Here is a 12288-nt window from a genome sequence, read left to right as displayed (position 1 = left end):
ACAGGAGACGCCCGTTAAAAAGCATTACCTACGAATCGAAATACTCCGGTTCGGTGTAGCGGTTCCATCGGCGGTTTCGTTCGGAATCAGGAGCCTATCGCCCTCGGAGATGCCGGTCCGGTTCGTATATCCCATGGGGACTTCGAGGACGTACTTTCCGTGCCCGGTATAGCGCGTCAGTTGGCCCTCGGACTCGTCGGCCGGGTCCAGCGGCGCGTGGTGAATCCGCGTGATAGTCCCGTCGGCGTCGACGAAGACGATGTCGAGCGGGAACTCCATGTTCCGCATGACGTAGGAGTACTCACCCTCGCTGTCGTGGACGAACAACATCCCCTCGCCGTCGTCGAGCGACGTGGTGTTGCTCAGTCCAGTGTAGCGTTTGTTGTGCGTATCGGCGATTCGGACGTCGACGGCCGCGAGTTCGGTTCCGTCGTTCCCGTCGACGGCGGTGACCGTCGTCGTCTCGTACTCGCTCGGGGCGGGGGGGCTGCGGACGTAGTCGAAGGCGACGACACCTCCCGCGGCGAAGAGAGAGACGACGAGGACTCCGACGAGGATACGCGTGCGCACGGTCGTGAGAACGGACCCCACGCGAGTAAGCGTTCCGGGGTTCGTCACAGAGAGAAACAGTTATTCGAGCGGAGCGATTCGTGCAGATACGCGGGCTCGTGGTCTAGCTGGTTATGACGCGGCCCTTACAAGGCCGAGGTCGGTGGTTCGAATCCGCCCGAGCCCACTAAAACCCGTGAGCGACAGCGAACGGTGTTTTAGTGACGGAGGGCGGTCGAACCCGACGAGACCGAACGAAGTGAGGTCTCGGCACGGTTCGAATCCGCCCGAGCCCATACAGATCCGCGAGCGTAGCGGGTGTGGTTTCTGCTGAGAAGGCGGTCGAACCCGACGACGAGTGAGATAAAGCCGAACGAAGTTCTCGCGGGTCGAATCCGCCCGAGTTTCAGCGCCCCCTTTCGCTCACCCGAACGCCCGACTTCGACCCCCGAATTCGACAGAGTCCGAATAATATCAGATATTCAAACTGTGTGTCGGGAGACGACATTCAGCCCCCTAATTTTCGTCGCACGTTCGGAATTAGTTCGTGCCAGTTCCTATGTAGTTTCTCTTCATTACAGCAACAAATATATACAAGTAGAGTTTGCAGACAATCAGATAGTGGTGAATATATAATGCTCCGAACTGCGCTCACAGCGACCGGCGTCCTCGCCCTCGTCGTCGTCGCCGGCGTCGGCGGCGCGCTGGCACTCGGGTTCTCGCCCGCGGACTTGGTCGGTGACGTAACCGATAAGGTCGGCGGAGACGCACCGTCGGACGTGCAAAGCGACGGAGGAAGCGACGGTACGAGCGAGGCGGCGGACGGCGGCGACGAAGCGGTACAGGACGCGTACGACCAACCGCTCCGGTTTTCGGTCGGTGAAATCGAAGAGTGCGGAACGACCTGTCGGGACGTGACCGCGCAGGTGAAAAACACCGGCAACGAGTCCGTCGACGAGATCGACGTGACCGTCCGCATCTTCGCCGACGACGACGAAGTGTGGGACGGGAGCGTCGAAGTCGGGTCCGTCGACGCCGCGGAGACGCAGGAGCAGACGATTCGCGTCGAACTCGGCTACCTCGACGCGATGAAGATCAAACAGAACGACGGCTACATCACCGTCCGTACGACGGTGACGACGGACGAGGGCACGTTCGAGTTCGAAGAGCGTCGGAAAGTCGCGTGAGAACAGTCGGCACGCCGTCGGCGTGTTCCGAAATCCTTTTTGCTCCCATCCGCATCCGTCAGAGTGCGCCGCCTTAGCTCAGACTGGGAGAGCACTCGACTGAAGATCGAGCTGTCCCCGGTTCAAATCCGGGAGGCGGCATCCTTCTGATTCCGACTTTCGAGCGAGGCGTCTCGTCGCCGAGCGACTCAGTCGGAATCTGTCGATGCTATCGACTGTGATTTGAACCCTGGAAGACACGCGCAACGAGCGAAGCGAGTGAGCATGTCTTCCTCCGGTTCAAATCCGGGAGGCGGCATGATTTTGCGACGAGCAACCTCGCGAGCCACAAGTATACATCTAGACCGAATTTGAACGAAACCGAGGTTCTGCGAGTGAAGCGAGCAGGTTCTCGGCCGTAGTTAACAATCCGAGAGGCGGCATCTCGATTTTACGCGAGCCTCACCCGAGAAGCTGCTGCGCTCGACTAACTGGCTGAGAGACTCACGAGACAGTCGCCCACCGAGTAGCCGAGCGCCACGGCGGTCCGCTTCCGCTATAGCAACGACCGGAGTAGCCGGAGCGGGAAGGCGATAACCGCGGTGACGAAGTCACTCACCCCCGAAACAGCGGGCCAATAGCTCCGAGCGTTGCGAAACTGTGCGACGCCGAACCGTATCGCAGTTCGGGTCGCACGTGCCGGATCGGTGAGTCCCCGGAGGAACGTTCTCCTCCCCGCCGAAGGCCGTGTTTACGCGTGTCGAGATATCTATTCCCACGGCGTTCCGAGTAAGAAAGAGCTATAGTTTCGGTTCGAAATAGAACTAGCAACTAGTGACCCGTCTTCCAAATCCGATTCGAGGAGTGATATTGCTCATCGGCCTCGGCCTCGCGCGACTCGGCCTCGTCGCGCCCGAGCGCGTCCGTCGAACCACTGACCTCTCGTGGCCGCGCATCGTCACCGGCGTCGCCCGCATGTCGAAGAACGCCGTCGACGTCGCGATGGTCGGTATCGCTATCGGCCCCGCCGCCATCGCCGGCGTCGGCCTCGCGAGCGCCTACTGGGGTATCGCGTTCGCGCTCGGCGGCGGGTTCGCCGCCGGGACCATCGCGCTCGTCTCGCAACGATACGGCGCGAACGCGTTCAAAGAACTCGGACAGGCGGTTCGTTCCAGTCTCCTCGTCGTCGTCGCCGCGACGGTCCCGGTGATGCTCGCGTTCGTCTTCTTTCCCGTCCAGCTCATCACCCTCATCAACGGCGACGCCAACGCAATCGCGTTCGGCGCGCTCTACCTCCAGATAGTCGGCTTCGCGGTCCCCTTCGCGGGCGTCAACCTCATCGGCAGTCGAATCTACATCGGCCTCGACGACGCGTGGACGCCGATGCTCGTCCGCGCCGGCGGCGCGATATCGAACATCGTCTTCAGCGCGCTGTTCATCTTCGGTCTCGACATGGGCGTCGCGGGCGCGGCGTTCGGCACACTCCTGGCGAACGTGTTGGTCACCGTCGCGTTCACCGTCGGCCTCGTCAACGGACGCCTGCCGGGCGCGGGCGACCTCCCCGTCACCATCGACCTGAGGGGGGCGTACGTCGACTGGCCGACGATGCGGCAGATAACCGAGATCGGCCTCCCGGTCGTCGGCCGGAGCATGGTGTGGACCGTCGCCAACTTCCCGATGCTCGCTATCGTCGGCATGTTCGGTGCGCCTGTGCTCGCCGCGTACGTCATCAGCCGTCGCATCTGGGGCATCATGAACACGCCCGGCTGGGGCTTCGGTCTCGCGTCGAGCAGCCTCGTCGGTCAGGAGCTGGGGTCGGGTAACGAACGGACCGCGGAGGCGTACGGTCGCGAAATCGTCCGCTTCTCCGTCGCCACCTACATCGTCGCCGCGGCGCTCGTCGCGGTGTTCGCCGAACCGATCGTCCTCGCGTTCGTCGGCGGACGTGCTGACCCGTCCTTTTCGACCGCCGTGACGCTCGTTTACGTCTCCTGTTTCGCGGTCATCGCGCAGGGCGTCAGCGGGGCCTCGGCGGGGCCGCTCGACGCCAGCGGCGACACCACCTGGCCCTTCCTGAGCCAGGCACTCGGGATGTTCGCGTTCTCGATTCCGGTGGCGTACCTCGGTGCGACGACGTCGCTCGCCTACTGGGGGCTATACCTCTCGTTCGTCGCGGAGACGACCGTGCCGGCGGCACTCAACTACTACCGCTTCTCCACCGGCAAGTGGAAGCTCGTCAGCCGTAAGTTCCGTCCCGGGTCGGCTGTCGCCGACGACTGAGAACCGACGACTGACGACTGACACCCATGACCGGCAGATTCGCTCCCGACGCACCTCGCGAGCAGCAGACGATACGACTCCCCGAAGCACGACTGGCGTCGTTTCGGGAGTGGGCCGAGGACGGAACCGCGCTCGCCGCGGCGGCGCGGGTGTGCGATTCGGAGGGTCGCATCGCGCTCGTGCGAAACCAGTGGTCCCGAGGGTGGATTCTCCCCGGTGGCGCGGTCGAACCCGGCGAGCGTGCGCCCGAGGCCGCTCGCCGCGAAGTGCGCGAGGAGACGGGACTCGACGCGACAATCGGGGAGGTGCTCGTCGTCGTCGAGCAGACGTACGTCCCCGAAACTGGAGACGGAACGGCCGGCGAGACGGCGTTCTCGGCGCAGTACGTCGTCTACGCGGGCCGCGCGGACGGCGAGATACCGAGCGCGGAGCGGTTGGGCCTGACCGCCGACGAGATTACGGCGGCGCGGTGGTTCGAGACGCTTCCGCGGCGACTCCACGACGGCGACCTGCTCGAACCGTACCTGTAGCGACTCGGGAGGCCGCGTGAGGGGATGCGACGTTCCCTACGCGAGTTCGTCGCCGAGAGCGCGTCTCGAAGCGGTTGTCGGATTCGACAAACAGTACGGACTCGGAAGCGTTATGAGTGCTGACGGACTTCTCTCAAAAGCAATGGCAAAAGGTACGGTCGACTTTTTCAACGACACCGGCGGTTACGGATTCATCGAAACTGAAGACGCAGACGACGACGTGTTCTTCCACATGGAAGACGTCGGCGGCCCGGACCTCGAAGAGGGTCAGGAAGTGGAGTTCGACATCGAGCAGGCCCCGAAGGGCCCGCGCGCGACGAACGTCACCCGACTGTAAGCGTCGTTCTTTTCAGAACGCCGATCACACACGAACACGGTTCTATTTGAGCTCCTCCGGCGAGTGACGACTCCGCCGCGGCGTTCGGTCCGGTCCCGTTCGGAGCGACGCTCACTCCGGACCGCGTTCGCCGACGACGTCGCCGACGACGCGACACTCGCCGTCCGGGCGTCGGGGTCGTCCGGCGCTTCGACGTTCGGCAGCCCCGAGAGCCCCGGCCGGACGACCGACTCCCACCAGCCCTCCCCTGGCGAGTCGTCGCCAGCCGACGCGACCGACCGTCTCGACGTTCGAGTTTTTTCGGCCTGCAGACCGTCTCTCCGGTATGAGCGACGGCGAGGCGGAGCAGTTGGCTCAGAGCGGACTCGTCTACGAACCGTACCAGTCCTCGCCGCTGAAGCGGTGGGTGCTCCTGGACGGGAACCGAGGGGTGCTGGCGGGGCTGCTGTCGGTCGCCGTCTGCGCGTCCGTGGCGACGCTCTGCTGGGTCGGCGTCGTTCCCGTCGGAGACGCCGACGTCGTGCTGTCGCTCGTCGGCGCGCTGGTCGGCGGGACGCTCCCCTTTATCACCATCGTGCTCGCCATCAACCAACTCGTCCTCTCGCAGGAACTGGGGTCGACCGACGACCTGCGGGCGCGGCTGACGGCGATGCAGGAGTTCCGCCGGGAGGTCGAGTCACTCACCGGTCGGACCGTCAGCCCCGCCGCGCCCGCAGACTTTCTCCGCGACCTCGTCGAGCAGAGTCGCTCGCGCGCGGTGACGCTCGAATCTGCCGTCGAAGACAGCGACGACGAACTCCGGGAAACGGTCTATCAGTACGTCGAGACGGTCGAAAACGAGAGCGCGACGGTGTCGGAAGCGCTCGAAGGGGCGGAGTTCGGCACGTTCGGAGCGCTCTCGTCGGTTCTCGGTCACTTCGACGGGCGGCACATGCATACGGCGCGCGTGCTTCGAGCGGACCACGGCGAGGCGTTCGGCGACGAGGCCGAGACGCTCGACGAGCTCGTCGAACTGCTCGAACAGCTCGCCGTCGCCCGGCAGACGTTCAAGACCATCTACGTCCAGCACGAACTCGCGACGCTCTCGCGGGTCCTGCTCTACGTCGGCTTCCCGACCCTGTTCGGCGGCGGGTTGCTCATCCTCTCGTACGAGTCGCTGCTGTCGTCGACCGCCGGGAGCGGCCTCCCCTTCTGGCTCGTCTCGGGCGGCGTCACCCTCGTCTTCCTCCCGTTCGTCGTCCTCCTGACGTACACGCTCCGAATCGCGACGGTGGCGAGCCGCACGGCCGACTTCGGCCCGTTCGTGCCGCGAGCAACGGTGAAAGACGACCTCTGAGCGTCTGAGCGACCGCGCGGCGCGCCGGCGCACCCGCGCACCGCTCTATTGGCGCCTCGCAGACCGACACACCAGTCGAACCGGATGCCGGCCACCGGGGCCGAACGCGATTGGCTTTTGTCGCCGCCGCCCGAACGTTCGCGGACGACGGATGACGGACGACGAGCGGGTCGACGAGAGCGGCGAGAGCGGCGAGAGCCACGACCACGCCGAGGCGAACCGCAGAGCGCACGCGGTGACGCTCCACCGGCCGACCCACCGCGAAGTGCTCTGGCAGGTCGAGGAGGCGTTCGAGCGCGGCGACATGGTGACCCTGTTCGGCCGCTGTACGGTCGAGTACGACGGCCGCGCCGCGAGCACGCTCGGCCTCGGCAACCGGCTCGTGATTCTCAAACCCGACGGCGCGGCGCTCGTCCACACCGACGAGAAGCGGACGCCGGTGAACTGGCAGCCGCCGGGCTGTGAACACCACGCGGCGGTCCGAGACGGGCAGTTCAGGATTCGGAGCGAGCGTACGACGCCCGCAGAGACGCTCGACGTTCGCTTCGAGCAGGTCCATCAGTTCTCGTCGCTGTCGGTCACCGGCGGCCGCGACCTCGACTTGCAGGGGAGCGAGGAGGACCTCCGCCAGCACATCCTTGAGGACCCGGACCTCGTCGAACCGGGCTTTCTCCCGCTTTCGACCGAGCGGCAGACGAGCGCCGGTCCGGTCGACATCTACGGCGAGGACGACGACGGCCGCGCCGTCGCCGTGGAGTTGAAGCGGCGGCGGGTCGGCCCCTCGGCGGCCGGCCAACTCCAGCGCTACGTCGCCGCGTTGCGCGAGGAGTTCGGAGACGGCGCGGCGGTCCGCGGCGTTCTGGTCGCCCCCTCGGTCACCGACCGGGCGGCGACGCTGTTAGCGGAGCGCGGCCTCGACTTCGTGGCGCTCGACCCGACGACGGGTCGGCCGCCGGAGGGGAGCGAGGACTGAAAATCGGGAATCGTCGGCCGCAGTCGTCCGCGTACGGTGACGACCGCACTGCCGCCGCGACCGGGAGGTGCGAGCGGACCGGAAGGGCCGGAGCCGTGTCAACGAGTCGCAGAACGCGTAGAGGACGCATCGAAGGCTTTATTCACGGCGTTGGCCTTGTTCAGCCCAAGTAACTATGGCAGACAAACCGGCCTCAATGTACCGGGAGATCTCCAAAAAGCCGTACACGCGGCGTGAGTACATCACGGGGATTCCTGGCTCGAAGATCGCACAGCACAACATGGGTAACCTGCAGACGGGTCCGGAGGACTACCCGGTCCAGATCAGCCTCCGCGTCGAAGAGGAGTGCCAGATTCGACACGGCTCGCTCGAATCGGCGCGTCTGTCGGCGAACCGCCTGCTCCTGAAGCACGTCGGCCAGCCGAACTACAAGATGGTGCTCCGCAAGTTCCCCCACCACGTCCTGCGCGAGAACAAGCAGGCGACCGGTGCGGGTGCGGACCGCGTCTCCGACGGGATGCGCCAGGCGTTCGGGAAACCGGTCGGCACGGCCGCGCGCGTCCAGCGCAACGACGCCGTGTTCACCGCCTACTGCAACCCCGAAGACGCCGAGACGGTGAAAGACGCCTTCCGCCGCGCGTACAACAAGATGTCGCCGCCGTGCCGCATCGTCGTCGAGAAGGGCGAGGAACTGCTCGTCGCCTAGTGAGAGAGCGATTCCTCGCGCGTCTCGCAGAGAAGGGCGAGGAACTGCTCGTCGCCTAATCGAAAGCTACCGACGACCGCCGAACGGCGGACACACACGCTTTTCCCTCCTCCACCGAACTCGTAGCGTATGCTCCGACTCGCGGTGACGACCGACGCCGAGACGTTCGAGCGGATGCGCGACCCGCTGGCCTCGCGCGGCGTCGACGTTCGACACCTCCGCGCGAACGGGCGAACGATTCGACTCACCTCGTCGCCTCCGGAGACGTTCGACGTGGGGTTCGTCTACCCGACGCGACTGATGGAGGGCGGAGCGCTCGACGCCCTCCACGGGGTTCCGTGGGTGAACGACCGCGAAGCCGTGCTCACCTCGCGGAACAAGGCGGGCGTCGTCGCCGCGCTCTCGCGGGCCGGCCTCCCGGTTCCGCAGACGACGATGGTGTCGAACCCCGTCGACGACGACGAACTCCTCGCCGCCGCCGCCGAGTTCGACGGCCCCGTCGTCGTCAAGCCGAACTCGACGACCCGCGGCGCGGGAATCGTCCGCGTCGACGACCCCGACTCGCTGTCGGGTGTAGCGGACTATCTCCGGCTCGTCCACGACTACAACGCGACGGGCGACAAGTCGTATCTCCTGCAGGAGTTTCTGCCCGGCGCGCGAGACTACCGGGCGATGGTCGTCGACGGTCAGTGCGTCGGCGGCGTCGAACGTCGGTTACCGACGGAGGCGCGGGAGGCGGGGCGGTGGAAGCACAACGTCCACCGCGGCGCGGAAGCGACGGGCGTCGAACTGGCCGAGAGACACCGACGCCTCGCCGAAGACGTCGCCGAGGCGCTGGAGGTTCCGTACCTCGGCGTCGACCTCCTCGAAACCGAAAATCGGCTCGTCGTCGGCGAGACGAACGCACGGCCGACCATCGACGACGACGCGAAGTACGACGCCGGCTTTTACGACCGGTTGGCGGCGCTGGTGAAGCGGCAGGTCGAGTAGCCAGAACCCCGAGTCGTCGCTCACTGTCGCTCTCGGTGTGCGGTACGAAACGTTGGAGGGAGTGACGACGGTGTCGGCGGCAGCGCTACTCGACGTCGATTTCGGCGGAGTCCTCGATGCGATCGAGCGTCACCTGGAGGACGCCGTTTTTGAACGTCGCGCTCGCGGAGTGTTCGTCGACGCGCGCGGGCAGTTGGATGCGCTCGTCGTACTCGCGGCGGTCGCTGGCGGCGCTGATAGTGAGCCGTTCGCCGTCGCACTTCAGGTCGATGTCGTCCTTGTCGACGCCGGGGAGGTCGGCGACGACGCGAATCTGGTCACCTTCGTCGACGACGTCGACGTGCGTCTCGCTCGCAAAGCCCGTGCGGTCGTCGAAGCCGCCGGTCATCTCGTTCATCATGCGTTCGATCTCGCCGAAAATGTCGCCGAAGGGGTCGTCACGGTCGTCTCGCTTCATGCGGCACGCTATGTCGTATGTGCTCAAAAGCCTTCTGTCGGTGTCGGGGACGGCGTATCCGTCGCGGATGATACGCCGAAAAGAGACGTTCCAAAACCCATATAGGAGGTGGGATTTAAATACTACACAGGCACTAACTCAGTTATGAGTGAAAAATCGTACCTTGGCGCCGGGGAAGAGGTCGACGAGTCGGAAGTCGTGCGCATCGCGCTTAACGGCTTCGGGCGCATCGGGCGGAACGTGTTCCGCGCGGTCATGGACGACCCGCGCATCGAACTGGTCGCCATCAACGACGTGATGGACGGCGAGGACATGCGGTATCTCGGCAAGTACGACACCGTCATGGGGCGCCTCGACGGCGTGACGCTGGAGGACGACCAGTTGAGCATCGGCGGCACGTCGGCGCAGGTACTCAACGTCCAGAGCCCCGCCGAACTGCCGTGGGACGACCTCGACGTCGACGTCGCCTTCGAGTGTACGGGTATCTTCCGCACGTACGACGACGCCCACGACCACGTCGAAGCGGGCGCGGACAAGGTCGTCATCTCCGCGCCGCCGAAAGGTGACAAACCCGTGAAACAACTCGTCTACGGCGTCAACCACGACGAGTACGACGGCGAGGACGTCGTCTCGAACGCCTCCTGTACCACCAACAGCATCACGCCGGTGGCGAAGGTGCTCAACGAGGAGTTCGGCATCAACTCCGGACTGATGACGACGGTCCACGCCTACACCGGGTCGCAGAGCCTCATCGACGCGCCGAAGGGCAAGACGCGCCGCGGGCGCGCCGCCGCAGAGAACATCATCCCGACGACGACGGGCGCCGCGAAGGCGACGACCGAGATTCTGCCCGAACTCGACGGCAAACTCGACGGGATGGCGATTCGCGTGCCGGTGCCGAACGGCTCCATCACCGAACTCGTCGTCGACCTGCAGGGCGACCCCAGCGCAGAGGAAATCAACGAAGCGTTCCGGAACGCCGCCGACAACGAACTCGCGGGCGTGCTCGGCTACACCGACGACGAGGTCGTCTCCTCGGACATCCTCCAGCTGCCGTTCTCCTCGACGGTCGACCTGAACTCGACGAACGTGCTCGAAAACGGCGGCCTCGCCAAGATTCTGACGTGGTACGACAACGAGTACGGCTTCTCCTGCCGGATGCTCGACGTCGCGCGCCACATCACCGAGGAGTAACGCGGCACTCACGGTTGAGTTATCGATTTTTCGTACGATTGCGCCCGAGAGTAGCGACTGAAGTGCGATGGCGTGCGTCGGTCGAGATTCAACCGCTTCGCAAGACAGTATCAGGTTAAATCAGAGATGATATGATGGAAAACTCCGACGGCTCCGCCGACGACCAGCGCCAACCCGAGCACATAGATAGGGAACGTAATGAGTGTCCGTAAAAGCCCTCTCGGGATGATGAATAACCCGTCTTGCGAAAACGCCATCACCCACCTTCCAGCGAAGATTGCAACGTAGAGAAGGATGAGTTCACGTCTAAATGCATAGCGGAACGAATCCATTGCTGTTGGGGACACGAAATGTCGTATATACAGTCCTGTAATACGTATTACGGGATGTGTCGAATTGCGTGTCGTTGAGCGATACGCTCTATTTGACGTGCCATTCTTATCAGGCGAGGGAGATCTCAATAGAGCCGTCTACACTCGTACCCGCGAGCGCCGACCGCATCCGCCCACGACTAAGTAGCAGTCCGACGATTTCCGACGTGAGATGGCTTCGTTCAACACGCTCGACGACCTCGACGCCGAACAGCGAGTGCTCGTGCGCCTCGACCTCAACTCACCGGTCGAAGACGGCGTCGTGCAGGACAACCGCCGCTTCGAGCGACACGCCGAGACGGTGTCGGAGCTCGCCGAGGGGAACCACCGCGTCGTCCTGATGGCCCACCAGGGTCGTCCCGGCGACGACGACTTCGTCTCGCTCGAACAGCACGCCGACATCCTCGGAGAGCACGTCGGCAGAGAGGTAAAGTTCGTCGCCGACACGTACGGCGACGAGGCGATGGACGCCATCGACGCGCTCGAACCCGGCGAGGTGCTGCTGCTCGAAAACGTCCGGATGGTCGACGACGAGTTACCCGAGGAAGAGCCCGAGACGAAAGCCGAAACCGAGTTCGTGCGGACGCTCGCGCCGAAGTTCGACGCCTACGTCGACGACGCCTACTCGGCGGCGCACCGAAAGCACGCCTCGCTGGTCGGCTTCCCGCTCGTCCTTCCGGCGTACGCCGGGCGCGTGATGCAGAGCGAGTACGAGGCGAACTCCAGCATCGCCACCCGCGAGTTCGACGGGCAGGTGACGATGGTCGTCGGCGGGACGAAGGCGACCGACGTCATCGGCGTGATGGACGCCATCGGCGAGAAGGTGGACACCTTCCTCCTCGGCGGCATCGCGGGCGAACTGTTCCTCCGCGCCGAGGGCTACCCGGTCGGCCGCGACGTCGGCGAGATGGACCTCTTCGACGAGCAGTGGGAGAACAACCAGGACGTTATCGAGGACGTGCTCCAGCGCCGCACCGGGCAGATTCGTCTCCCGGTCGACCTGGCGTACGAGGGCGACGACGGCGAACGCGCCGAGGTGTCGGTCGAGGACATCGACGAGAAGGACACCGGCTACCTCGACGTCGGCTCGGAGACGGTCGACGGCTACGCACCGACCATCCGCGAGTCCGAGGCGGTGTTCGTCAAGGGCGCGCTCGGAATGTTCGAGGACGAGCGCTTCGCCGACGGTACGGTCGGCGTACTCCGCGCCATCGCCGAGACGGACTGCTTCTCGGTCGTCGGCGGCGGCGACACCTCCCGCGCCATCGAGATGTACGGGCTGAGCGAGGACGACTTCTCGCACGTCTCCATCGCGGGCGGGGCGTACATCCGCGCGCTGACCGGCGAGTCGCTCCCGGCGGTCGAACTGCTGGAGGAGCAGGCCGAGAGGTAGGCGCAG

13 protein-coding genes and 2 tRNA genes are annotated in these 12288 nt (G+C 64.9%); 12 read left to right on the top strand and 3 right to left on the bottom strand.

The genetic code is table 11. The features are described from left to right. Positions 1-24: 24 nt before the first annotated feature. Complete coding sequence (locus FCF25_RS09320) at positions 25-570, bottom strand: DUF192 domain-containing protein (RefSeq protein ID WP_137048362.1); 546 nt, start codon at positions 568-570, stop codon at positions 25-27. A gap of 92 nt (positions 571-662) precedes the next feature. Between FCF25_RS09320 and FCF25_RS09315 the strand changes: the two genes are divergently transcribed. From FCF25_RS09315 to FCF25_RS09270, 10 genes are all read left to right on the top strand, one after another. Further along, positions 663-736, top strand: a tRNA-Val gene (locus FCF25_RS09315). 448 nt (positions 737-1184) lie between these two features. Then, the gene (locus tag FCF25_RS09310) at positions 1185-1736 is read left to right on the top strand and encodes a hypothetical protein (RefSeq protein ID WP_117592843.1); all 552 of its coding nucleotides are present in this window, start codon (positions 1185-1187) and stop codon (positions 1734-1736) included. A gap of 67 nt (positions 1737-1803) precedes the next feature. Next, positions 1804-1877 (top strand) — tRNA-Phe (locus FCF25_RS09305). Positions 1878-2549: 672 nt separating this feature from the next. After that, a complete protein-coding gene (locus FCF25_RS09300; protein ID WP_137048360.1) occupies positions 2550-3995 on the top strand; it encodes an MATE family efflux transporter in 1446 nt (481 codons plus the stop codon). 26 nt (positions 3996-4021) lie between these two features. Continuing rightward, positions 4022-4525 carry an NUDIX domain-containing protein gene (locus FCF25_RS09295; protein ID WP_137048359.1) on the top strand — a complete coding sequence of 168 codons (504 nt, stop codon included), beginning with the start codon at positions 4022-4024 and terminating at the stop codon, positions 4523-4525. Between the two features lie 142 nt (positions 4526-4667). Continuing rightward, positions 4668-4862, top strand: coding sequence for a cold-shock protein (locus tag FCF25_RS09290; protein ID WP_117592850.1), 195 nt, complete (start codon positions 4668-4670; stop codon positions 4860-4862). A gap of 325 nt (positions 4863-5187) precedes the next feature. Further along, positions 5188-6198, top strand: a complete 1011-nt coding sequence (locus tag FCF25_RS09285) for a hypothetical protein (RefSeq protein WP_137048356.1) — start codon at positions 5188-5190, stop codon at positions 6196-6198. Positions 6199-6349: 151 nt separating this feature from the next. Continuing rightward, positions 6350-7171, top strand: a complete 822-nt coding sequence (nucS, locus tag FCF25_RS09280) for an endonuclease NucS (RefSeq protein WP_137048354.1) — start codon at positions 6350-6352, stop codon at positions 7169-7171. Positions 7172-7346: 175 nt separating this feature from the next. Then, complete coding sequence (locus FCF25_RS09275; protein ID WP_117592853.1) at positions 7347-7877, top strand: 50S ribosomal protein L16; 531 nt, start codon at positions 7347-7349, stop codon at positions 7875-7877. A 129-nt stretch (positions 7878-8006) separates the two neighbouring features. Next, entirely contained in the window at positions 8007-8867 is an 861-nt protein-coding gene (locus FCF25_RS09270; protein WP_117592855.1) for a RimK family alpha-L-glutamate ligase, read from the top strand. An 85-nt stretch (positions 8868-8952) separates the two neighbouring features. Here FCF25_RS09270 and FCF25_RS09265 read toward each other — a convergent pair whose 3' ends face one another. After that, positions 8953-9324, bottom strand: a complete 372-nt coding sequence (locus tag FCF25_RS09265; protein ID WP_117592858.1) for an Hsp20/alpha crystallin family protein — start codon at positions 9322-9324, stop codon at positions 8953-8955. 144 nt (positions 9325-9468) lie between these two features. Here FCF25_RS09265 and gap point away from each other — a divergent pair, with 144 nt between their 5' ends. Next, positions 9469-10518, top strand: a complete 1050-nt coding sequence (gap, locus tag FCF25_RS09260) for a type I glyceraldehyde-3-phosphate dehydrogenase (protein ID WP_117592860.1) — start codon at positions 9469-9471, stop codon at positions 10516-10518. A 110-nt stretch (positions 10519-10628) separates the two neighbouring features. Here gap and FCF25_RS09255 read toward each other — a convergent pair whose 3' ends face one another. Further along, complete coding sequence (locus FCF25_RS09255) at positions 10629-10850, bottom strand: hypothetical protein (RefSeq protein ID WP_137048353.1); 222 nt, start codon at positions 10848-10850, stop codon at positions 10629-10631. A 211-nt stretch (positions 10851-11061) separates the two neighbouring features. Here FCF25_RS09255 and FCF25_RS09250 point away from each other — a divergent pair, with 211 nt between their 5' ends. After that, the gene (locus FCF25_RS09250) at positions 11062-12282 is read left to right on the top strand and encodes a phosphoglycerate kinase (protein WP_137048351.1); all 1221 of its coding nucleotides are present in this window, start codon (positions 11062-11064) and stop codon (positions 12280-12282) included. The last annotated feature ends 6 nt before the right edge of the window (positions 12283-12288 follow it).

This window comes from Haloprofundus sp. MHR1 (assembly GCF_005155585.1).
In the GTDB taxonomy this organism is placed as follows: domain Archaea; phylum Halobacteriota; class Halobacteria; order Halobacteriales; family Haloferacaceae; genus Haloprofundus; species Haloprofundus halophilus.
This window is presented reverse-complemented; position numbering and strand designations above follow the sequence as displayed.